We start from the raw sequence: 23,032 nt of genomic DNA, 5'->3' as shown, positions 1-23,032 counted from the left end.
ATGTCCCTTCAAAAAAAGATGGCTGCGGGGCACTTGGGGGGAGGGGAGCGATGCCCCGCAGCCGTGGCGGTCAGGCTGCGGCCGCCGATCCCTTGTCCGGATGACCCGCGCGTTCGCCCACCGACCAAAGCGCGAGCACCGCACTGATCAGCGCGGGAAGCGTCACTGCCGCGAAATCGCGGACCAGTGCCGAGGGTCCGCAAATGCCCACGGCGACTTCCCAGAAATGAAACAGGGCATGGCCGCACAACCACAATGATGCCGCCGACCAGAGCGCGGCGCGCCATGTCGGCTGGGCCGTTCCGACCAGAAACGCGGTGCCGATGAACAGAAAGATAAGGCCGATATCGCGCAGGAAGTGCTGGTTGAACGGACCCGTCGTGGTCACGCCCGGCACCGCGAAATACCAGTTCGCCGGCGAGATGAGCATGAATGTACCGTTGGCCAGCGCAGCAACGCCGAGCACGACGACAGCCCCGAGGCATGTTTGCCGCAGCATCGTTCGATCTCCTGATAAGGTGAGTGGTCGCCGGAAGCGGACGTTTATCGCGCCGGCGGAGGCGGAGCGTGGGCCAGCCACCAGTCGAGGCGGGTCGATCCCAGTCGAGCGCCGGCTTCGGGAACCAGCGTGCGATCGCTCACCGCGACCCCGAAATAGGGCGCCGCCGGATCGCTGATCACCGCGCGCGAGTCACCATCAAAGGCGAGTATTCGGCGGATCGGTTCGTCAAGCGTGAAGACCTCGGGACCGGCAACCTCGATCGTCCCGTTCAGCGGTGCGGCCAGTGCCGCGTCGACGATCGCTTCCGCTACATCCTGCGCTGCCATCGGCTGAAACTGGACAGGCGGCAGACGGATGGCACCGTCGACGATCGAGAATTGCGCGATGGCGCGCAGGAATTCGAAGAACTGTGTCGCGTGGACCAAAGTGTAGGGAATGGGCGATGCCTTGATCAGCTGTTCCTGCGCGAGCTTGGCGCGGAAATAGCCGCTGGCCTGCAGCCGCTCGGTGCCCACGACGGACAAGGCGACGTGGTGCCGAACGCCCGCGGCAGCTTCGGCAGCGGTCAGGTTGGCGCCGGCGGTCCGGAAGAAGTCCGTGGCAGCCTGTTCTTCGAACGAGGGCGAGTTGGACACGTCCACCACCACGTCGGCTCCGGCCATCGCCTGGGCCAGCCCTTCGCCGGTAATGGTGTTGACGCCAGTGCTCGGCGCAGCGGCGACCGCATCGTGATTCCGCTGTTTCAACAGCTCGACTGCCTTCGAGCCGATCAGGCCCGTGCCGCCGATGACGACAATCTTCATGGTCTTCCCTTCCGCTTGGCCGGTAACGAACTGGAGGATCGCCGAGATTTGTTCGACCGGCCATTGTGCGGATGGATGCTCGGGACTCGCTTATGGTCGGGCGATCCTCGTCCTTGGTGCAGGTCCGACGTACCAAACGGCTGATCCGACGGTGCCCGCGCGCGCCTCCCGGGCATGTCGCCGGTCCATAGCCACGCCGCTGGTCGAGGGCACCTCTGCCGAAGGCGGGGTCCGAATAGCCGTCTGTGCGATCGTTAGCGCCTCCCTTCGGTCATAGGCGCGCTCTGCCCGAGGGCGACCCGTAGCGGGTCGCCGGGCGCACAGTAGTGGAGCCCCCCAATGCCAACGATCACGACCAAGGACGGACACGAAATCTACTATAAGGACTGGGGCGACGGTCCCGTGGTGACCTTTTCGCACGGTTGGCCACTCAATTCGGATGCCTGGGGCATCCAGATGAACTTCCTTGCACAGAATGGTTTCCGCACGATCGCTCACGACCGCCGCGGCCACGGCAAGTCGGCTCAAACCGCGACGCGCAACGACATGGATGGTTACGCCGACGATCTCGCCGAGCTGATCGAGGCACTCGACCTGCGCGACATCACGATGGTCGGTCACTCGACCGGCGGCGGCGAAGTTGCACGCTATATCGGCCGGCACGGCACCGGCCGAGTGTCCAAGGCCCTCCTGCTCGGCGCGGTGCCGCCGGTGATGGTCAAGAGCGACGCAAACCCCGATGGCTTGGCGATCGACGTTTTCGACGGGTTGCGTCGCGACATCATCGCCAACCGGTCCCAATTCTATAAGGACTTCGCCATCCCCTTCTACAGCGCGAACCGCCCCGGCGCCCAGGTGCCGCAAAGCCTGCTCGACGAGTTCTGGCTGCTGAGCATGCAGGCCGGCCTGAAGAACGCGCATGACTGCATCAAGGCATTTTCGGAGACCGATTTCACCGACGACCTTAGGAAGTTCGACGTCCCGACGCTGATCGTCCACGGCGAAGACGACCAGATCGTGCCGATCCACGATTCTGCGCATAAAGCGGCCAAGCTGATTCAGGGCGCGCGAACGATCTATTATCCTGGGCTGCCGCACGGACTGACCGCCACACATGCCGACCGGTTCAACGCCGATCTGCTTGCCTTTCTAAAGAGCTGAAACCGCGTCGCCCGGCATCCACGCCAGGTGCCGGGCGTCACTTCTTCCCAGAGGCCGGTAGCGCGAAGCGGAAGATCGCACCCCCATTTGGATGGTTCGCCGCAACGATGGTCCCGCCATGCGCCGTGATGATCGACTGGCAGATCGCCAACCCGATGCCGATCCCGTCATCCTTGGTGCTGAAGAAGCTGCCGAAAACGCGCCCGAGATTCTCGTTTGCGATGCCGGGACCGCCATCGTGGATGGTGAGTTGGACGGTCCCGTCGAGCGCCGCCAGCGTGCTGACGTCGATCAGGCCCTCTTGGCCGCTCTGGGCCTGAACGCCATTCAGAAGGAGATTGACGATCACTTGCTGCAATTGAACGCGGTCCGCCAGCACCAACGGCAGTCGGCGGCCGGACCTGACCGAAAGCTTGATCGAACGCGATTCAATTTCGTGGCGAACGAATTGCAGCGCTTCTTCGACGACTTCGTTGAGGTCGAGCTCGATTCGCTCGGGCGGGCGCCGCGCCGCCATGCTGCGGATACGCTGAACGATTTCGCTGGCGTGCCGCGCGCTATCGACGATTCGTGTCGTGAGCTGATGCACCTTGGGCAGATTGGGCTCGGCACGCGACAACCAGCGTAGGCTGGTTTCGGCATTGGTTACGATCGCTGAGAGCGGCTGATTCACTTCATGAGCTATCGAAGTGGCAAGTTCGCCGAGCATCGAGATTCGCGTCGCACGGGTATAATCGGCCTGCAGTTGGCGCAGTTGCGCTTCGGTGCGGAGCCGGTCAGTAATGTCGATAAGGCTGATGAGCGTCACGTCCACCCGTTCCGGCGGCGTCGGATAGGTCACTGCCATTTCCACGTCACGCAAGCGCCCGTCGAACGTATATATCTTGGTGGTTTCTGCATGAGTCCGCTGCTCGGCGAAATGCGCGGTGATCACCCGCTTTGCCGTGTCGACCGAGGCCGCGAACAGGAAATTGACCGGACCGATCAGATCTTCAACGCGATCGGCCCCGAACAATTTGAGCGCATCGCGGTTGGCATCGGTGACCTGAACGATGCCTCGCGAGTGCCCGACAAGATCCGGATGCGCATCGAGATAAACACCGATGTCCCTAACGCCATCTTGCCGGAGCTTATCGAATATCGCGGTCATCGGCCGGGAATCGACCTGTAGCAGCGCACCGGGAAGATGATGGATCAGGGTGCGATAGCGCTCTTCGCTGGCGCGCACGGACCAGAAGGAGCGATCATCGGCCACAGTGCCGCCAACCGCGATGAAGACGATGTCGGGATGGGCCTCGTCGGTCGAGACCTCGGCCCAGCCGTCGCGGAATGCAATCGATGTAATGGCGCGCGACCGGGGTGCTCCTGGGGGGTGGTTCGCGACGGCCGCCAGGATGAATTCGGCGCCGATTTGCCAGCTCTCCGGCGGACAATAAGCGGTGAACGGTTGTCCAATCATCCGGGCGCGCCCGCCAGCGCGCCCGAGGAAATGGAGATTGTTGTCGTCGATGTCGGCGATGGTGACGCCCGCCAGCAATGCCTCAACCCAATGCACTGGACCATCGCCGCGCGCTATCGCGGCAATGGTGGAACGCGCGGCCGATATGTCGAGCGCCCACCAGGCCGTGGTTTCGGCGACCAGCGTCGCGCTGTTCCGGGGCGGCACCAATCGCTCCAATCCCTCCTCGGTCGCCTGGTCGGCCTTTGTCATCGGAACAGGGGCGGTGCTCATCTTCCTGTGTTCCGGCGCTCCAGCGCGGCCCGCAGTTCGAACAGTAACTCGGCGTCGGCAACGGGCTTGGTGAACCAGGCAACCGCCCCGTCCGACAGCGCTCGCTCACGGGTACCTTCATTGACCGAGGACGTGATGAAGATCACGGGCATGGCCGAACCCGAGCCGCGCAATCGCCGCTGGAGTTCAAGCCCGTCCATTTCAGGCATCCTGACGTCGGTGATGACGCAACCGAACTCCAGGCAATGTACATCGGCCAGGAAGGCGGCTCCGTTCTCGAACATCCGCGCAACCAGCCCTTCCACCTGCAGCAGGTCGTAGAGCGCCTCGCGTATCGCCTGGTCGTCGTCCACGATTGCAATCATCGGCGGTTGGAACAAGCGAACGGGCCTTACTGACACGGCCGGATTGGCCGCCCCCGCATGTCGCCGAGTCAACACCGGATTGGAACCATACCATGGTCTAGGTCGCCTGTTCGCGCAGCGTCGCCGGAAGTGCGTTCCAGACGCGGATGAGCTCACCGATCGTCGACACTTCCATCTTCTTCATCACGCTGCTGCGGTGCAGTTTCACCGTCACCTCGGTAATGCCGAGTTCGAACGCGACCTGCTTGTTGAGGCGCCCTTGCGCCACAAGGTGGAGGACTTGGCGTTCGCGCGGCGTAAGCGTGGCATGGCGGTCGGCATATTCCTTTGTCAGCCGCGCGTCGGCGCGTTGTGCGACGTCTCGTTCGATACCGATGGCAACCGCGTCGAGCAGTGACTGGTCGCGGAAAGGCTTGGTCAGGAAATCGACCGCACCCGCCTTCATCGCCTGTACCGTCATCGGAATGTCGCCGTGGCCGCTCAGGAACACGATTGGTTTTGGATTGCCAGTCGCGGCAAGATGCTGCTGCAAATCGAGCCCGCTCGATCCCGGCATTCGGACATCGAGCACCAGGCAGCCGGGGCGCTCGGGCAAATCGGCCTCGAGCAATTCGCGCGTCGAGCCGAAGCCCGTCGCCTCGATACCGACCGACAGCATCAATTCCTCGAGCGAAGCACGAACGGCCTCATCATCGTCGACGATCACGACGAGCGGGCGTTCCTGATCGACGTTAGCACCGGTCATGTCGGGACCTCCCTTTCAGATGGCGCGCCCGGCCTCCCCACACGGGCGCTGAGACGAGTGTCGAGCCAGGTCTGCGTTTCGGCCGCAAATTCCGGCGGAGCCTTGTCCCCCAGGGCGCGCCCGATATCCGCTAGCGACTGCCCGGCCAGAGCATCCCGCATCGCCTTTTCGGCGCGCAGCATAACCGCGTGCACCGCGCAGACACCATTGGTGGCCCAGGTCGGCGGCGCGCCGCCGAAGATTGCGCAGCGCCCCCGTATATCCTGGCAATCGAACAATGGTTTCCTGCCTTCGATCGCATCGACGATCTGCAGGGCGCTGACCTCTTCCGGCGCGCGAGACAGCATATACCCGCCGCGAACCCCTTCCGACGCGCGGACGATTCCAGCCTTTTCGAGCTTTGGGAAGATCTTGGCGAGATAACTGTGTGAGATGCCTTGCAAATCCGCGAGATCGCGGCTGCTCAGCGCCTTGTCACCCGCATAGGTCAGCCACAGAAGGCTGTGAACGCCATACTCTACGCTGACGGTTAGATGTGCCATAACGCGGATAATATCAGTCCGCGTTATGGCCTGCAAATCGAAACGCCGGCATCCTCTTCTCTCCGCCGAGATCAGGTGCTGCCGGACAACACCGCCGCGGTGATCGAGGTCGGCAGCGGCCGGGGTTTCTCAAACCGCGCTATCAGCGGCAGGATGATCAGGAAATGCGCGAAATAATAGGCCGCCGCGACCTGCGAGACGATCAGGTAAAGCGGCTCGGCCGGCGCTCCACCGCAATAGCCGAGCACCAGCACGCACGGAACCAGACCGAACCAGAAGAACTTGCGGAAGACCGGGCGATAGTGCCCCGATCGCACCGGCGACGTGTCGAGCCACGGCAAGAAGAAGAGCAGGACGATCGAGGCGAACATCGCCAGCACGCCCCACAATTTGGCCGGCAGGATGAAGTCGACGGTGAACGACCGCAGGATCGCGTAGAACGGCCAGAAATACCATTCGGGCACGATATGCGCTGGAGTCTGGAGCGGGTTGGCGGGCGTATAATTGTCGGGATGCCCGAGCGCGTCCGGCCAGAAGAAGATCAGGGTTGCGAACAATGTCATCGCCACCGCCAGGCTGAACCCGTCCTTCGCGGTGTAATAGGGATGAAAGGGCACCGTGTCCTGCGGCCCTTTGACGTCGACTCCGGTGGGGTTGTTCGAACCCGGAATATGGATCGTCCAGACGTGCAGGATCGCCACGCCGGCGATGACGAACGGCAACAGATAGTGGAGCGCGAAGAAGCGGTTCAAGGTCGGATTGTCGGGCGTGTAGCCACCCAGCAGCCAGGTCTGGATCGGCTTGCCGATCACCGGGATCGCACCGAACAGCCCCGTGATGACCTGCGCGCCCCAGAAACTCATCTGCCCCCACGGCAGGACATAGCCCATGAATGCGGTGGCCATCAGCAGCAGCAGGATGACCAGTCCGATCAGCCACACCATTTCGCGCGGTGCCTTGTACGAGCCAAAATAGAGGCCGCGAAACATGTGAATGTAGACCGATATGAAGAACAGCGACGCACCGTTCATATGCGCATAGCGAATGAACCAGCCGCTGTTGACGTCGCGCATGACGTGGACGACGCGATCGAAGGCGACATCGGTGTTCGCGGCATAGTGCATGGCGAGCACGATGCCGGTGACGATCTGGATGAGCAGCACCGCGCCGTTCAGAACACCGAAATTCCAGAAATAATTGAGGTTGCGCGGCACCGGATAACCGACGCCCGTCGCATTGTAGACGAACCGCGGCAGCGGCAGCTTGTCGTCCAACCAGCGCATCGCCGGATGCTTCGGCTGATATTGCCTGGCCCAGGGAAAGCTCATGAGCGCTATCAATCCTCCCGAGGTGCGGCTCAGGCCGCCATCTTGCGCGGCGGCAGAAACGATCCGGCCGCAGCGCCCGGCCATGGCGTCACGGTCTCGCCGCGGACAGCCCATCGTCCAGACTGATTGCGGAGGCGGAGCTCGTACATCACCGGCGGCGCCTCCTGGCTCATCCGCCGATAGAGCAACGCGACCGCGTCCTCGCCCTGCTGCTCGACGAACAGGATGCGGTATTCGGTCGAGAGCGGCGCCTCGCCGGCGTCGCGGCGTGCCCGGAATTCGGCGAACGCCTCGGCGCGAGTGAACCGCATCACCTCGCCCTCACCGGTCAGGATCAGAAACGTCTGGTCGGCGGTATACAGCCGCTCCATGCCGTCCAGGTCATAGGCGCTGCCGATATTGACGACGTCGGCGATGAAATGTTCGATCGCAGGATCGACGACGGGCGTGGTCATAAGGAATTCACTCCGTAACAGGCGTTTGAACAAGCGACCGGCGCGTCACAGCAGCGCCATGCCGCCATCGACGCGAAGGTTGATGCCGGTGATGAAGCTGCTGGCGTCCGAGGCGAGGAACAACGCAGCTTCCGCCAATTCTTCCGGTCGGCCGAACCGCCCGAGCGGGATTGCCGCGGCTATCCCCGCTTCGAAGGTCTCGAGCTGATCGGGCGGGACGCCGAGCTTGTTGACGATGTCGGTGTCGGTCGGCCCAGGGCTCAGCACATTGACACGAATACCGCGCGCCTTGAGTTCGATCGCCCAGGTTCGCGCGAAGGCGCCGATCGCCGCTTTCGACCCGGCATAGACGGCATGGCCATCCAGCACCTTCTCGCTGGCCAGCGACCCGGTCAGGATGATCGCCCCGCCGTCGCGCATGATCGGCAATATCTTCTGCACGCCGAAAAACGTGCCGCGCGCGTTCACCGCAAACTGCGCGTCATATTCCTCTTCAGCGACCTCCGCGGAATTGCGAATGGTAATGATCCCGGCATTGGCCATGTAGATGTCGAGCGCACCGAAGTGCATGGCGACCTCTTCCGCGACCCGGTCGTGATGCGCGAAATCCGCGACGTCACCGACCAGTCCCAGTGATCCCCATCCGATTTCAGCGGCGGCTTTTTCCACCAGGTCGCCACGACGACCGGTGATCGCGACTTGGGCACCTTCGGCGGCGAAGCGCTTTGCCGTGACAAACCCAATGCCGCTGCTTCCGCCGGTGATCAGTGCCGTCTTGCCGGTAAGTAGTGACATTGCCGCGGGGCCTTTCGGGTTGTGCCCCAGAAAAATAGCGGCCGCCGCAGCCTGCAAAACCTATGCGCTGGTCGAGCCTTTCCCTGATAAAGGGTCAGTTCCTCATCTTCCAAAGCATCACGTGCCTTCCTGCAATGCGTCGTCCGGACCGGTATGAGAGCCCACACCCGTCACCTGTCCCAAGGTTGAGCCCCGCACCTTCCAAGGTCTTGGTTGGACATCCCCCCGTCCAGATGCGCCCGCCGCGCGAACGCGCCACAAGATAGACCGAAGCTCCGGTCGAAATACTGGAGCAGCTTGTGAGCCGCGTTAGTCGGGCGTGACCGCGATGACAAACGCAGGGGTTTTCCCGATTTCACCCTGCGGCCGACGAAGTCGCAGTCGGGCCCCACCTGTCCGGCCCTTCCAATGCCCAGGAGGAATGAATGTCGTCGCCGATCCGTATCCTGCTCCAGACCACGATCCCGCCGGTCGCCGACGACTGGAACATCGGCCGCTTCTCGATGCTGCGCGACTATCTCGCGGGGCTGACCGATGAGGACGGAGCGCCGCTCTGTGATGTGACGGCCCGGGATCGCACCGCGCCCGGCAGCCCTGATCCGATACTTTCGACGATTGACCGCTCGGATTTCGACGAGTTGTGGCTGTTCGCGGTCGACACCGGAGACGGGCTCGATCCCGAAGATTGCGCGGCGATCGGCCGGTTTCGTGATGCCGGGCGCGGCCTGCTGGTGACGCGCGACCACATGGATCTGGGGTGCTCGGTCTGTACGCTGGGCGGCGTCGGTGCCGCGCATTTTTTTCACAGCAGCCATCAGGAGACGGACGCGGCGCGCCGGGTCATCGACGACCGCGAGACCGGATATATCCTCTGGCCGAACTATCATTCGGGCGCGAACGGCGATTTCCAGGAGATCGACATCGTCGGCGAACCCCATCCCGTGCTGCGCGATGCCGAAGCGCCGAGCGGGTTGATCCGCTACATGCCATCGCATCCGCATGAAGGCGCGGTCGGAGCGCCGCCCGAGGATGCCTCCGCGCGTGTGATTGCGACCGGCACCAGCAAGGTAAGCGGTCGCGCCTTCAACATCGCCGTGGCTTTCGAACCGTCGCCGGCCAGTGGCCCCGCGCTGGCGGAATCAACCTTTCACCATTTCGCTGACTACAATTGGGATCCCCTCAAGGGCTGTCCGAGCTTCGTCGACGAGACGCCCGGCAACGGATTGGCGCATTCGCCGGAAGCACAGCTTTCAGTCCGGCGCTATGTGAAGAATCTGGCCCTGTGGCTGGCGGGCCGGCTTCCTGTCGACGCAACTGCCGAGGTACAGGACCGCGCTCTCGACGAGGCGCTGGGCGAGAGTTTCCCCGCCAGCGACTCCTCGGCAGTTTACTAGGATCATCCACGTCAACGCCGTTACGGCTTGTCAGCCTGATGGTGTTGTCCGATGAAATGCATCGTCCAGAGCGCGGTCCGCATTTGACTGACGGCTACGCCAAATAAGCCTGCAAGGCTAACATTGTGATGACTCATGATGTTTCGCCGGGCCCGGAATGAGCCGAGCCCCACGAAAGCGCGTGTTGATTGCCAGTCGCGCGTCGGGAACCGGATTGGCGTTGGCCGACGCCTTTCCCGCCGCCGGCGCGCGTGTGGCGGCATGGGGCGGTCAGACGAGGCGCTAAGCGCCTTCTGGTCTGAGGCACATTCGGCGGCGTCCTTTCGGCATCAAAAACGGACTACCGCCGGGCGGCCGGTATACATGACGCGCTTGGTGGCTGCGGCGGGCGCGAGCCCGCCCTGACCGGCAGCACCAACGAGCACGACATCAAGCCTCCGCGTCTTCACCATGCCGGGAAACGCCCCCTGCCGCGCACCGACCGTCAGGGAGCGAGCCTTGTCGTTCCAGACAAGATCATAGGTCGCGCGCTGGCCCTTCTCGTAATTGTAGGTCTCGTTGTCGTCCTCATAAACCGTGAACCGGGCATCGGCGCCCGGATAGATGCGCACCTCATAAGGGGCGTCGGCCTGGGCGGTGGCATATTGCACCTCCGGCCCCATCGGCACGATCGAGCCGGCGCGGACATAAAGCGGCACTAGGTCGAGCGGCGCGTCCCGCGTCACCGTTCGCCCGCCGGAGAGACGCTGGTTGTTCCAGAAATCGAACCAGTCGGCGCCCTTGGGCAGATAGGTCGAAACCGAAGTGTCGAGCGCGCGGGTAGCGCTTCCCGCCGCGCTCAACTCGCTCGGCGGTCGCCAGCCGAAGCGCAGCGAACGATCGCCGCCGCCCTGAAAATATTCGATCGTAACGGCAACCTGCTGCCCCTTGCGGAAGGACAATTTGGCGCCCTCATAGCGCGCGGCCCCAATCTGCCAGCTCGACACTAAAATCTTGCCGTCGACGATCAGGCGGAACCCGTCGTCGCCTTCCAGCCCAAGCTCGTAGGTGCCGTCCTCGGGCACGGTCAGCGTGCCTTGCCAGCGAACCGAAAAGTCGCTGAGCTTGGTGAGACCGCCGGGAATGTCCGCAAGGGGCGGGTCGGGCCAGTTGTGATCGATCTTGGTGTCGACGAAGCGGCCTTTCGGCGTCCCGAAGTCTTCGCCCTCAAAATACTGCCCGGCAAGCCCCGGCTGGCCATCCGGCGTGCGCAGATACTCGGTCGGCACGGTCGCCGCTGGCGGCGGCTGGATGTGATACATCGCGCGCGTTACCGGGTGAACGAGCAAGGATGGCCCGAACATGAAGCTGTCGTCGATCGTGTCGGTCGCCCGATCATCGGGGAAGTCCATCATCAGCGGCCGCATCAGCGTGTAGCCCGCCGACGTGACCTTCCAGCTCAAACCGTAGATGTAGGGTAGCAGCCGATAGCGCAGGCGCGTGCTGTCGAGCAGCGAGGCATAGACTTGCGGGTCGAGCGTCTTGAAACGCCAGGGCTCGCGCTCGACGTCGGTGCCGTGAATGCGCATGATCGGGTTGAACGCCGCGAACTGCAACCATCGCGCGAACAGCTCTCGCCAGGCCGGATTCTGCTCGCCACCGGGAAAGCCCGAGACGAAAAAGCCGCCGGTGTCGTTGGTCCAATAGGGGTTGCCCGTCACGGTCACGTCGACGCCGCCGGCGATCTGTTGCTTGAGCGTTTTCCAGCTCGCGGAGATGTCACCGCTCCACGACGCCGCCGCCGTACGCTGCGCGCCGGCCCAAGCCGATCGGGTGAGCGTGAAGACGCGCTTGTTGCTCGTCGCGCGCTCGCCGTCATAGGTCCCTTGCGTCGTCAGCAACGAATAGGGGTTGAGATAGCGCGAGAAGTCGCCGAGCGCGTTGGAGCCGAGCGCCTTGGTGTCGCGGATATTGTCGGCCGCGTTCCACATGGCGCTGCTCACCTCGACCTCGGTGCCGTCCATCCACAGTGCATCGACGCCTTGGTCGAGCAGACCCGACTTGATGTACTTGAAATAGATTTGCCGACCGAGCCGGCTATAGGCGTCGTAGACTCGCGCATGCTTCGAGATCCAGTGCAGCGGCTCGAAGCGGAGCTGGTGGGCGTCCAACTCGCGCGCGAGCGCGGTGTCGTTGCCGATCGACGGCCAGATCGACACCATCAGCTTCAGGTTCATGTCGTGGAGCTGGCGAGTCATCCCGCGCGGATCGGGATAGCGGGTCGGGTCCCATATCATCCCGCTCCAGCTACCGTCCTCGTCCGAGCCCCAATATTGCCAGTCCTGTACGATATAATCGAGCGGGAACTTCTCTTCGCGGAAGGTGCGCGCGACGTCGAGCAGCTGCGCCTGCGTCTTGTATCGCTCCTTGCTCATGAACAGGCCGAACGCCTGCTTCGGATACATCGGCGCCTGTCCGGTGAGCGCTCGGTAGTCGGCGACCACGTCGTCCGCCGACTTGCCCGCCATGAAGTAATAGTCGACGCCTCCCGGCGCGCTTTCGGCCCAGAGGGATGCGCCGCCCGCATCGTCCTTGAAGCGCATCTGGGAATAGGTGTCCCACATTATCCCGTAACGCCGGGTCGACATCATGACGGGAATGATGATGCCGACATTGGTCTGGACGAGGAGCAGGTCCTTGCCGCGCCGGTTGCTGGTATCGTCGCCGGTGAAGCCGAAGCCGTAGATCGCCTCGTCCGGGCGCAGAGTGAAGCTGTTGGTCGCCTCATAGGTAGGGGCGCCCGCGATGGTGACCTTCTTCAGCTCCTGCGGCGCTTCCGCCTTTTCCTGAGTGAAAAGCCGCCCTTTCGGATCGAGGAAGCGTAAAGCCCCTGTCGCCTTGTCCACCTCGATCCGCAGCTTCTGTCCGATGATCGTCAGGGTCTTCGGCGTCTCGGCGATCGTGAAGGGAACCGGCTGGGGCTTGGTGACAACGACGATGCTCGGCGCGGTCCAGTAATTCTCGCCCAGATTGGCGTTCACTCGTACCGTGTCGGCGCCGTAGAAGATGATATTCTTGGTGACGCCATTGACGCGCAACTGCACGCCATCGGCGAGGCGTTGGTAAGCGAAGGCGCGGCTATCCCTTGGCGAGACTGCCTGGAGGTGCCCGTTCGCGTCGAGTCCTGTCGGGATCTCCTTCGCGTTGACCGCCCCGCTACCGGCGATCAGCGCTATCGCCGCCACACGGAGCGCGAAAACCGCAATACCGCCATCGCCCACCAGCTTCTCTCCAATTCAATTGTTGCCACAGCCCTGTTCGCCAGGGCGGGCCAATTATGATAGCGCTATCAATTGCGAAATTTGCGCCGTATGGCAACCGCCAAACGTACTTCGGAGCCCCCGCCGCTGAGGGCTCGACCTGGGGAGGTTGCCGGCACCCTATTCTCAGGTATGAAAATCTATGATCATAAATGGCCGCTTCGGGGCGACTCGATAGTATAGGGCCCACAGCAAGGGAGGATGTTTCCATGAGCCTTTCGCGGCGCGATTTTGTGAAATCTCACCTGGCCCTGGCGGGCGCTTCGGCGATCGGCCTGGGCGCGGCGGCCGAGGTGCAGGCCCAGCCGGGTTCGGCGAACGCGCGCGAGATCATCGAGCTGTGGCCGCATCCGCCGACAGGCGCCCTGCATCCGGACATGGCCGAGCTTGTCGAACAGTCCTCGTCGAATCCGGCTTACAGCAGTCGGCGCATGAAAGGCATCTCAAAGCCTCATATGGTCGTCTTTCCCGCGGCCCAGCCCAATGGCTCATCCATGCTGGTCATTCCGGGCGGCGGCTTCGCCTGGAACTATTTCGAACACGAAGGCTATTACATCGCGGACATCCTGAACCGCGCCGGGATCACCTGTTTCGTGTTGTTCTACCGCCTGGCCCAGGACGGGTGGAGCGATCCGGCGAGCGTCGGCCCCGCCGACGCCCAGCGCGCGATGCGCGTCATCCGCGCCAATGCCGCGCGCTTGCGTTTTGACGCGGCACGGGTCGGCGTGATGGGCTTCAGCGCCGGCGGATTCCTCACCGCCAGCCTGGCCACGCGGCATTCGGCGCCATTCTATGCGCCGGTCGACGCCACGGACCAGCTCAGCGCGCGGCCTCTGCTCACCGCGCCGATTTATCCGGTGCAAAGCGTCGATCCCGCTTATGCCTATGGCGGCGCGGCGCCCTCACTATTCGGCGGTCCGCCGACGCCCGCCCAGATCCGCCAGTGGTCGCCGGATCTCAACGTCACCCCCGCCGCCACGCCGACCTTTCTGGTGCATGCCGAGGACGATGACACGGTGCCCGTGGCCAATACCGTACGGCTGCGCGATGCCATGGTGGCGGCCAAGATCACGGTCGAAACCCATCTGTTCGCCCATGGCGGCCACGGCTTTGGCGTGCGCTCGCGGCCGGGCAGCCCCGATGGCCTATGGTTGCCGCTGTTCCTCGATTTTGCCCGTGAGCAAAAGCTGTTCGGCTAGGGTCGGTTCCAGCGAGGCCGAAAACGACCCCGGGGGAAGCGTTTTGATTCCGAAGGACCGGCCATCGTCCCTATCCCGGCCCGGATCCGTATCCCGGCCCGGAAAAGTGCGGCGTGCCGAAACGGGGACGTTTTGACCTGATTTCATAATGAGCAATGATTGGGAGGCATAATGACGCGATTTCCTAAAGCGCTTTTCGGCGTCCTCGCCTGTTCATTATGTTGCGGTAGCGGCGCCTATGCTTCGAACGATCCGCTGGCGCCGACTGGTCGCTGGACTGCGGTGGCGGCAGGCCAAGCGGCAACGCCGCCGATGGGCTGGAACTCGTGGAACGCCTTCCACACCGACGTTACCGAAGCAAAGGTTCTGGATTCCGCCAAGGCCATAGTTGACAGCGGCCTGGCCGCGAAAGGCTATCGCTACATCAACATCGATGACGGTTGGTGGCTGAAGCGCCGAACCGCGGACGGTCACATGGTCGTGCGCACCTCGATTTTTCCGTCCGCCGCGATCGGCGGTCCCGAACAGACCAGCTTCAAGCCGTTTACGGATCGTATCCATGCCATGGGCCTGAAGGCCGGAATCTATTCGGATATCGGCGCCAATAACTGTTCCCAGGCCTTCGCGCCAAATGCACCGAACCTGCCCGAGGGCACGATCGCCGAGCGCGAAGTCGGACTGTACGGCCATATCGATCAAGACATTGAGCTCTACTTCAGGGACTGGGCGTTCGATTACATCAAGGTCGATGCTTGCGGCCTCCGCGCCTTCGGTCCGGATAGCGAGCGCGTCAAATCGGGGCAGTATCGCGCGCTTGGCCCGCTGATCGACGTGCAGGAAATTCGCCGCACCGATATCCAGGCCGTCCGCGGGCTCTATCAGCATGTCGCCGACGCGCTGCGCCGGACAAACCCGGATGGCGATTATGTCTTGTCAATCTGTGCGTGGGGCTCCGCCGATGTCCGCGCCTGGGCCAAGGATGTCGGCAATCTGTCGCGGACGAGCGACGACATCACACCCAGCTGGACGCGGATGCTGGCCAATTTCGACAGCGCGGCCGACCGCCCGCTTTATGCACACCCGGGCTCCTGGAATGATCCCGACATGCTCTTTGTCGGTCATGGCGACTTCGACGAGCACCATCTGTCGGAAGCGAAGTCGCACTTTGCGCTGTGGTCGATGCTGTCGGCGCCGCTTCTGATCGGTTACGACCTGAGGAACGCGCCGCAATCGCTGACGGATATCCTTGGCAACAGCAACATCATCGCCGTCGATCAGGACCCGGCCGGCAACCAGGCGGTGCTCGCCTATGACACGGACGACGTTCAGATCCTGATCAAGACGCTGAGCAATGGCCACAAGGCGGTGGCGATCTTCAACCGCGGGCTAGCTCCGGCGGACGTGACCTTGACGGCCGGCCACATGAAATTCGCCGCCGCGGCGCCGGTTACGCTCAAGGATCTGTGGACCGGCGCGACCCTGCCCGCCTTTTCCGGTGAAACGAAGGTGCATCTCGACCCGCGCCAGACGCTCATCTTCGATGCCGCCGGCACGCGCACGCTCGCCGACGGCCTCTATCTGTCGGAGATGACCGGACGCGTGAATCCGGCCGTCGACGGCGTGGTCATTCCCCAGCCCGATCCGACGATCCATCGCATGATCAATCCCTGGGGCGGTACGACCGACACTGGCGAGCCGCCCGCTTACACCGGATGGGGCGGCGCGCAGGCCGACGCCACACCCTATCGGCAGGCATTGCGCGTCGACGGCAAGATGTATCAGACGGGGTTGGGCGTTCTCGCGAACTCGCGATTCGAAGTCAGGGCCGATGGCCAGTTCCGCCGCTTCGTCGCCGAGGCGGGCGTCGATGATTCGACGTTCGATACGGACGATGTCGTGACTTTCTTCGTCTATGGAGACGGCAAACTCCTCGCGACGTCCAAGCCGACCCGTTTCGGTCAAGCGGCGCAGGTCCTGGGCGTCAACATTGCCGGTGTAAAGATCGTCGAACTGGTGGCGCGCGGCAAATCCGCCAGGAACAACGCGCCTACCGTCATCACATGGGGAAACGCGGCGTTGCTCAGAGACTAGGCCGTAGGCTCATAAAAGCGGCCGGCGGGCTTCCGCCCCATTCTCCGTCATATGCCGCTGAGTTCGTTAGCCCCAAGGCGGGCATCGGCGCAAACCTACTTATTGAGGCCGGGAGCGGCTTTCCCCCTTCGAATCTGTGTTGAAGCTCGTCGACCTCATCTTCAAATGTTGCTGATCAAACCCCTCATGACGTATCGCCAGGGTGCTATTCTCTTCGCATGAGTGAGCTTCGAACCAAGCGACTGCGCCTACGCACTGCCACGATGAACGACCTTGAAGCGTTCCACGCGATCCTGAGCGACCCGACGGCAACGGCCTTCTGGTCGACGCCGCCGCACGATAGCCTCGACGAGTCGCGCGAGTGGCTTCAGAGCATGATCGACATTCCACCTGGCGAGGGCGAAGACTTCGTTGTCGAACATGCTGGCCGAGTCATCGGCAAGGCTGGTTTCTTTCGCTTCCCCGAGATCGGCTTCATTTTTCGGCCAGATGCTTGGGGCCACGGATTTGCGGTCGAAGCGCTGCGGCTTCTTGTTGACCGCGCCTTCGACGTGACTGGCCTTAAATCTATCGAAGCCGATGTTGATCCGCACAATGAAGCTTCGCTGAGACTGCTTACCAAACTTGGGTTTCGCGAGATCGGGCGGCGGGAACGAACTTGGCTCATCGGCGATCGTTGGTGTGACAGCGTGGATCTACGCCTTAGCCGTGAGGACTTGCGGGAGTATCCTTAAGCAAGCGCCAAGGTGTCAGCCTGACCAAAGCAACCTTCGGGGGGTGGCATGTCTATAAAGACTTTAGTGCACCGCTCAGAGACGAGTTCGCGTTAGACTGGCAGCACCCTATGAGTCCTTTCGTACAGGTGTCTGCTATCACTTAGTGTTAGGGGCAAACTCGTATTGCCGTTTCGCGGCGCCTGCCTATCCTCGCAAGTGCCGGACGATGAGATCCTGCAAGATATCTTTCCGCACATGCCGAGGTGGAGGATGTAATGGCTCTCCTGCAACCCTTATCCGCGTCACTTCCAAATTCTTTCATGACTTTGACTGCTCCCGCGCAACAGCAAGTTTCAACCGAGCCGGGAGCCAAGTTGGCGCTCGATTATTCGGGAGAGGTAAATCCCATCGAAGTGGATATCGCCGCTGACCGTAGCGGCTTCTACGGCTCGGTATCGGGTAACGTGGCCGGCACGGGCAGTTTCGCCAATATTGCGGATCTCAGCATCGTCATGACGCAAGCCTGGGATTTCGCGCGGGTAAAAGTTCCCGCGCTCGAGCACCGTGGTCAGCTATTCCTTGACGCTGGCGAGGCCGCCGATGACGAGGACCGGCTTACCATCGATCTTTCGGACGTCAGGAATGCCATATTCGAAGTGAACGGATCCGGATCGGTATTGTCGCCCTACGGTAGCTTCCTCAACTTCGAGCGATATGACGTCACTCTGGGAACCGGCATGAATCGTGTCCGGACGGGAGATGGCGACGACCATATCAGTTCGATCGGAAGCGACATCATCGATGGCGGTTCGGGCGTCGACGACTGGTCCGGAAATTACGCCACGAACAGGACCGGCCTGACGTTCCGGATGGAGGGTACGTCGGGAACATTGTCGAACGGAACCAAGCTCACCAATATCGAAGCCTATTCAGTTGTGACGGGCACGGGAAACGACACCTTCGAGATCGTCAACCCCACGACCGAAGAGCGCACGCAATTCTTCAGAGGCGGTGGAGGATTCGACACGCTTCACGCCGATCTTTCGAAGAGTGCGCCCGATACTGGTTCCTTCAATATCACTTCGGTGGGGGAGAAAGGCTTTGACGGGAGTGTCGGCGGCGATTTCGTCGATCTGGTCTTCCGCGATATCGAAGCGGTGAGTCTCGTCTTCGGCGCCGCTGACGACTTTGGCACCGTACGGACCGGTTCGAACAGTCGGGTCGGCGGCTCACTGTCGATGGACGGCGGTGATGGCTACGATACCGTCACCGTGCCCTTTCTCCGCTCCGGCTATTCCATCCAGAGCGATGGCAACGGGGGCTTCATCATCAACGATATCGACCGCAGCAATGGCGACACGGGGTGGTTCAGCACGAAGAACTTCGAGGCGGTTGCGTTTGCGGACCAGACGGTAAATCTTGGCGGTGCCGACAACCAGATTCTCCTTCCAGTCGCTTTCAATGGCGAAGGCGACCCGTACGACTACGACAATGACCCTCTGGGCGGCGTCCTGTTCAGCATGGTGCCGCCCTCCGCGCTCAATGGCAGGAACAATCTCCACGGCACGAGCGGCCCAGACATAATCGATTCGGGCGATGACTATGATTCCATCACTGGCTGGGGCGGAAACGATATCCTTTCGGGAGGCCGAGGCAGCGATTTCATTCGCGGCGGCTCAGGCGATGACATCATCGACGGAAATGAGGACTCCGACTCCCTGTGGGGCGGTTCGGGCGCTGACGTTATGCGCGGCGGACAGGGTGATGATTTGATCATTGGCGGCCATGGTGCCGACACCTTGACCGGCGGCGATGGCAGAGACGTTTTCGGATATGCGAGCCTCCGCGACACGAACGACATAATCACGGATTTCGTGCCGGGTACCGATCGTATTGATCTGTCCCTCATCTATTATCTGTCCGACGTACAGCACCATTTCGCCGCACCGGTGCAGGCGACGCAGTTCAGCGCCGGGCACGACCTGATCTGGTATGCAAGTGGCAACACGACAGTTGTCCTGGGCGACACCGACGGGGACTATGCCACTGCGGAACTCATGCTGACGCTGCTGGGGCAGCCACAGCTCACCGCGAGTGACTTCATTCTTTGAATCCATGCCGCCGCGATTTGATTCCGCGGCTGTGTTCAAAGACCGAGGCGCATCGTCCAGAGACGAGTCCGCCTTGGACTAACATCTCCGCCAGTCGGTCGGTCAGCCGATCACGTCGTCGTCGCGAAACGCGGCCTCTGGGCTGCGCCTAGACAACACCAAAAAAATGAGCCCGCCTCGGCGAAGAGGCGGGCTCAGGGGAAGACCTCCAGGGGTGGAGGGAAGGCATCAGAAGTTGAGAGTTACTCCGACGGCGACCTGGCGGCCGAGCGAATCGTACCGCGCCGACAGCGTGTTGCTGCGCGACAGGCCGTAATTGTAGGAATTCGGCAGGATCGGCGGGGTCCGGTCGAACAGGTTGTTCGCCGAGATACGGAACGAATACGCCTTGGTGACCCGGAAGCTGAGCGCCAGATCGATATAGTCGTATGCCGGGATCCGATAGAAAGTCGTGCGCACACCCGCCGGCGTCCAGCCGAGCGCCGGATCGCCCGAGTTCGTCACGTTGGTGAGCGGCCCCAAATGGCGCCAGTTCAGCGACGCGCTGAAGAACTTGTCGTTGGTCGTATAGGTCGCCCGCAGCTCATGCGACCATTTGGGGATCAACTGGCCGCAGCCGCCGCCATAATAGCCGGCGCAGTTATATTTCGGCAGGATCGGCGAATCCTGACCGCCGGCCAGCGTGGTCAACGAGCCGGTAAAGTCGAAATCCAGCCGTCCCGCGCCGCCCAGCGACAACGCATATTGGCCCTGGAAATCCCAGCCGTGCGACTTGCTCTTGTAATAGTTGGTCGTACCGCCGCGCAGGAAGCCGGTCGTCGGATTGGTCGACGGGGTGCTGTAGAGCGTGCCGTTGGCGTTGCGTACGAACATCTGGCAGAAGAACTGGCTGCCGGTAGCAAGGCAGCCGTTCGAGAAATAGTCATAGTCGTTATAGCCGATCGAGTCGTTGAGATTGATCACGAAGCGATCGACCGAGACGGTCAGGCCGGGCAGGAAGCGCGGCTTCAGCACAACGCCGAGGGTCTTGGTATAGGCCGTTTCCGGATTCACCGTGAAGCCGCCGCGTCGCACGGTGCAGCCGACATCGGTCGGGCACAGCAAGGTGGGGCTGCCGTACAGATTGGCAGGCAGGCCGGTGGCGGCGCAGACCGCTTGCGACGCCTGGGGAGCACCATAGATCGGAATCTGCTGACCGGTATTGGGATCGGTCGTGGTCCCGATCGGGGTTGGCCCGCAAATGTCGTTATAAGCGGTCGTGATGCGGTCGTAGCTGATGTTGCTGCCCTGGAACGCCTCGACCACGGTCGGCGCGCGTTGCGCGCGGTTGATCGACCCGCGGAACGTGATGTCCGGGATCGGCGCCCACAATGCTTCCGCTTTCCACGTCGAGAAGGTGTTCGGGTTGCTGCTATATTTCGAGAGGCGGAACGCGCCGTTCACCTGCAGGAGATCGGCGAACGGCTTGTGCTGCGCGATCGGAGCCTGAAGCTCGACCATGCCTTCCCAGACATGCTGGGCGAGGCTCTGGTCGGTACCGCCCATATTGGCGCGCCACAGCGCGTCGGCGGTGCTCTCCAGCTCGTCCTTGCGATATTCGGCGCTGAACGCGATGGCTACGCCTTGCTCGGCCCAAGGAGCCTTGATGCCATAGGTACCCAGGTCGCCCTGCACCGTCGCGACGACGTTGTAGAGGCGGTTCACCGTGCTCTGGGTGCCGTAGCTGCCGTTCACCAGATAGTTGAACACGCCGATATTGTTGACCGGCGAGAGCGAGCTGAACGGATCGAGCGGGAGGCACCCGTCGGCCGTTCCCGAGGCACAGGTCGGCACACCATTGACGTTGACGACGTTGAGCGCGTTGTTGACCCGGTCGATGGACGGGAAGGACCAGCTATAATCCTGCTGGTTGCGGGCATAGACGCCACCGACGTCGTAGCTCCATCCCTGGGCGATCTGGCCGCGGATACCGCCGGTGAGGCGCAGCCCCTCGTTCATGTATCGGTCGTCGAGATCCGGCACGCCGGCAAAGCGGTAGCGAAGCTCGACCGGAACCATCGCGCTGGTTCCCGCCTGCGCGCCGCAGATCACCTGCGACTGCGAGGCGGAGAGGTAGGGGTTGTTGCAATTGACCTGATAGGGCGTCGAGCCGAAGGCCGTGTAGCTGTAGATTCGCGCCGGGAAGCCGTTGACCGACTTGTCGCGGAACCACATCGCGCTGGTATAGATTTCCGCGGCGTCGGAGATCTTGAACGAGGCGAAGCCGCCCGCATTCCAGCGTTCGTTGGCGCGCTGGAAGGAATAGTCGGAATAGGGGTTGGCGGCCACCGCGGTCGAATACGGAACGAAGGTCCGCGTGCCGTTCGGATTGTTCACATAAGCGTTGCCGGCGTTGGGCCCGCTCAGCGGCGACACATAGCCGTTATAGGTGTAGGTCGAGGTTGAGCAGGTCAGCGGGCCGTCCTTGACGTTCTCGACCAGCTGGCAGCCCGACGTCTCGCGCGCGTCATAGGGGACGAGGTTGGCCTTGCGGTAATTGACATAGCCCGAAATGTGGAAGCGATCGTTGAACAGCTTGGTGCCCGCGGTCAGCGACAAATCGGCGCGACCGCCGTCGGTGGCGAGACCGCGGGCCGGTTGTGCGAAGCCGTATTGGCTGGCGACCTGCGAGATCAGGCCGGGCTTGTTCTGATGCGCGTATAAATTGTAATTCGCGTTGAGCTGGATGCCCGTGAAGTCGTCCTTCATGATGAAATTGACGACGCCGGCGACCGCGTCCGAGCCATAGACCGCCGAGGCGCCGCCGGTCAGGACGTCGACCCGCTCGATCAGCGCGGTCGGGATCATGTTGAGGTCGACGCCGTTCATCGTACCGGCGCGCTTGCCGTCGATCAGCGTGAGCGTACGCTCGAAGCCCAGGTTGCGCAGCTTGACGCGCTGGCGGCCGTCCGAATCCTGATAGTTCTGCTGGCTGTCCGGCGCGACCTGCGGAAGGCGGTTCAGCACCTCCTCGATATTGACCGCTGCCTGGGCGCGAATCGCATCGGACGTGACCGACGTGACCGGCGCAGCGGCGCTGGTATTGGGGCGCGTGATACGGCTGCCGGTGACGATGATGTCGACATTGCTGGTCGGCGCGGTTTCGGGGGCCGGCGGATTGGCCGCTTCCTGTGCCATCGCAGGCACGGCGAACAGGCCGGCGGCGCAGGTGGTGCTCAACAACAGCTTGTGCAAACGTGGCATGACTAAATCCCTCTTGTTTTTCGATCCCTGACAATCACTTCGTTCCGCCGGGCCCTTTAGGCTCTCAGCGGCTTGGACTTACGTGCCCCCTGCTTGGCTGGTCATCGCAAAGGCCAGGCCGGGCCGAAGCGCGGAGGCGCCCGCCCGGCTGTCGAGCTTCAAGGCCGCGACATTGGCAGCGACAAAATCCAAGGTCGACGCGAGGACGGCGCGCCGCGCAGGCTGCGCTGGCACCGGCTGCGCGACAGCAGCTCCGGAAAGTCCGGAGTAAAATGCGCCGCGGCGAGACATCCCCATCAATATCAATCCCAGATCCTTCGCGACCTGCCAGAGGCTCAAAGCGCCCCGATCGTCCCCGGAGACACTCCCGCGGCACAGCAAAAATTCTCATATATAAAAATTCAATGCAATACCAAAAATTACTTTGGTTTATCATTTTCGCACCACTTGCATACCAACTGGCCAGTGGCGGTCGCGCGATCGCGCAGCCGCGGCCCAGCACAGGGCCGTCAGTCGCGCGATTATTCAAAGGTTTGGAAGCCGATCCGATG

18 protein-coding genes are annotated in these 23,032 nt (G+C 62.5%); 6 read left to right on the top strand and 12 right to left on the bottom strand.

The window, feature by feature from the left end; translation table 11 throughout:
- Positions 1-70: 70 nt before the first annotated feature.
- Both SMA01S_RS16370 and SMA01S_RS16365 read right to left on the bottom strand, forming a co-directional pair.
- Positions 71-499 (bottom strand): hypothetical protein, encoded by a 429-nt coding sequence (locus SMA01S_RS16370; protein ID WP_066824740.1) that lies wholly within the window; start codon positions 497-499, stop codon positions 71-73.
- A gap of 44 nt (positions 500-543) precedes the next feature.
- Positions 544-1,305, bottom strand: coding sequence for an SDR family oxidoreductase (locus SMA01S_RS16365; RefSeq protein WP_066824737.1), 762 nt, complete (start codon positions 1,303-1,305; stop codon positions 544-546).
- Between the two features lie 339 nt (positions 1,306-1,644).
- Between SMA01S_RS16365 and SMA01S_RS16360 the strand changes: the two genes are divergently transcribed.
- Positions 1,645-2,466 (top strand): alpha/beta fold hydrolase, encoded by an 822-nt coding sequence (locus tag SMA01S_RS16360; RefSeq protein WP_066824734.1) that lies wholly within the window; start codon positions 1,645-1,647, stop codon positions 2,464-2,466.
- Between the two features lie 37 nt (positions 2,467-2,503).
- Here SMA01S_RS16360 and SMA01S_RS16355 read toward each other — a convergent pair whose 3' ends face one another.
- The 7 genes from SMA01S_RS16355 to SMA01S_RS16325 form a co-directional block, all read right to left on the bottom strand.
- The gene (locus tag SMA01S_RS16355) at positions 2,504-4,198 is read right to left on the bottom strand and encodes a PAS domain-containing sensor histidine kinase (RefSeq protein ID WP_157093990.1); all 1,695 of its coding nucleotides are present in this window, start codon (positions 4,196-4,198) and stop codon (positions 2,504-2,506) included.
- A complete protein-coding gene (locus SMA01S_RS16350; protein ID WP_066824793.1) occupies positions 4,195-4,551 on the bottom strand; it encodes a response regulator transcription factor in 357 nt (118 codons plus the stop codon). The genes SMA01S_RS16355 and SMA01S_RS16350 overlap by 4 nt, the downstream gene beginning before the upstream one ends.
- A gap of 109 nt (positions 4,552-4,660) precedes the next feature.
- Positions 4,661-5,308, bottom strand: coding sequence for a response regulator transcription factor (locus SMA01S_RS16345; protein ID WP_066824732.1), 648 nt, complete (start codon positions 5,306-5,308; stop codon positions 4,661-4,663).
- Positions 5,305-5,850 carry an RrF2 family transcriptional regulator gene (locus SMA01S_RS16340; RefSeq protein WP_066824730.1) on the bottom strand — a complete coding sequence of 182 codons (546 nt, stop codon included), beginning with the start codon at positions 5,848-5,850 and terminating at the stop codon, positions 5,305-5,307. The genes SMA01S_RS16345 and SMA01S_RS16340 overlap by 4 nt, the downstream gene beginning before the upstream one ends.
- Before the next feature lie 71 nt (positions 5,851-5,921).
- Positions 5,922-7,178, bottom strand: a complete 1,257-nt coding sequence (locus SMA01S_RS16335; protein ID WP_066824727.1) for a cytochrome b — start codon at positions 7,176-7,178, stop codon at positions 5,922-5,924.
- A 29-nt stretch (positions 7,179-7,207) separates the two neighbouring features.
- Positions 7,208-7,633: a hypothetical protein gene (locus SMA01S_RS16330; RefSeq protein ID WP_066824724.1), complete on the bottom strand. Its 426-nt coding sequence runs from the start codon at positions 7,631-7,633 to the stop codon at positions 7,208-7,210.
- 45 nt (positions 7,634-7,678) lie between these two features.
- Entirely contained in the window at positions 7,679-8,428 is a 750-nt protein-coding gene (locus SMA01S_RS16325; RefSeq protein WP_066824721.1) for a glucose 1-dehydrogenase, read from the bottom strand.
- 503 nt (positions 8,429-8,931) lie between these two features.
- Between SMA01S_RS16325 and SMA01S_RS16320 the strand changes: the two genes are divergently transcribed.
- Positions 8,932-9,822, top strand: a complete 891-nt coding sequence (locus SMA01S_RS16320) for a hypothetical protein (protein WP_218016912.1) — start codon at positions 8,932-8,934, stop codon at positions 9,820-9,822.
- Positions 9,823-10,151: 329 nt separating this feature from the next.
- Here the strand turns inward: SMA01S_RS16320 and SMA01S_RS16315 are convergent, their stop codons facing one another.
- Entirely contained in the window at positions 10,152-13,082 is a 2,931-nt protein-coding gene (locus SMA01S_RS16315) for a glycoside hydrolase family 31 protein (protein ID WP_245649310.1), read from the bottom strand.
- A 191-nt stretch (positions 13,083-13,273) separates the two neighbouring features.
- On the opposite strand from SMA01S_RS16315, the gene SMA01S_RS16310 reads away from it, so the two are divergent.
- The 4 genes from SMA01S_RS16310 (at position 13,274) to SMA01S_RS16295 (ending at position 19,238) form a co-directional block, all read left to right on the top strand.
- Positions 13,274-14,320: an alpha/beta hydrolase gene (locus tag SMA01S_RS16310; protein ID WP_218016911.1), complete on the top strand. Its 1,047-nt coding sequence runs from the start codon at positions 13,274-13,276 to the stop codon at positions 14,318-14,320.
- A 171-nt stretch (positions 14,321-14,491) separates the two neighbouring features.
- The gene (locus SMA01S_RS16305; RefSeq protein ID WP_066824716.1) at positions 14,492-16,411 is read left to right on the top strand and encodes an NPCBM/NEW2 domain-containing protein; all 1,920 of its coding nucleotides are present in this window, start codon (positions 14,492-14,494) and stop codon (positions 16,409-16,411) included.
- 218 nt (positions 16,412-16,629) lie between these two features.
- Positions 16,630-17,145 carry a GNAT family N-acetyltransferase gene (locus tag SMA01S_RS16300; protein WP_066824713.1) on the top strand — a complete coding sequence of 172 codons (516 nt, stop codon included), beginning with the start codon at positions 16,630-16,632 and terminating at the stop codon, positions 17,143-17,145.
- A gap of 257 nt (positions 17,146-17,402) precedes the next feature.
- Entirely contained in the window at positions 17,403-19,238 is a 1,836-nt protein-coding gene (locus tag SMA01S_RS16295) for a calcium-binding protein (protein WP_084250374.1), read from the top strand.
- Positions 19,239-19,466: 228 nt separating this feature from the next.
- Here SMA01S_RS16295 and SMA01S_RS16290 read toward each other — a convergent pair whose 3' ends face one another.
- Together SMA01S_RS16290 and SMA01S_RS16285 are read right to left on the bottom strand one after the other, a co-directional pair.
- Positions 19,467-22,481 carry a TonB-dependent receptor domain-containing protein gene (locus SMA01S_RS16290; RefSeq protein ID WP_066824707.1) on the bottom strand — a complete coding sequence of 1,005 codons (3,015 nt, stop codon included), beginning with the start codon at positions 22,479-22,481 and terminating at the stop codon, positions 19,467-19,469.
- A 78-nt stretch (positions 22,482-22,559) separates the two neighbouring features.
- Entirely contained in the window at positions 22,560-22,820 is a 261-nt protein-coding gene (locus SMA01S_RS16285) for a hypothetical protein (RefSeq protein WP_157093989.1), read from the bottom strand.
- Between the last annotated feature and the right edge of the window lie 212 nt (positions 22,821-23,032).

The organism is Sphingomonas mali NBRC 15500 (assembly GCF_001598415.1).
GTDB classification, from domain to species: domain Bacteria; phylum Pseudomonadota; class Alphaproteobacteria; order Sphingomonadales; family Sphingomonadaceae; genus Sphingomonas; species Sphingomonas mali.
This window is presented reverse-complemented; position numbering and strand designations above follow the sequence as displayed.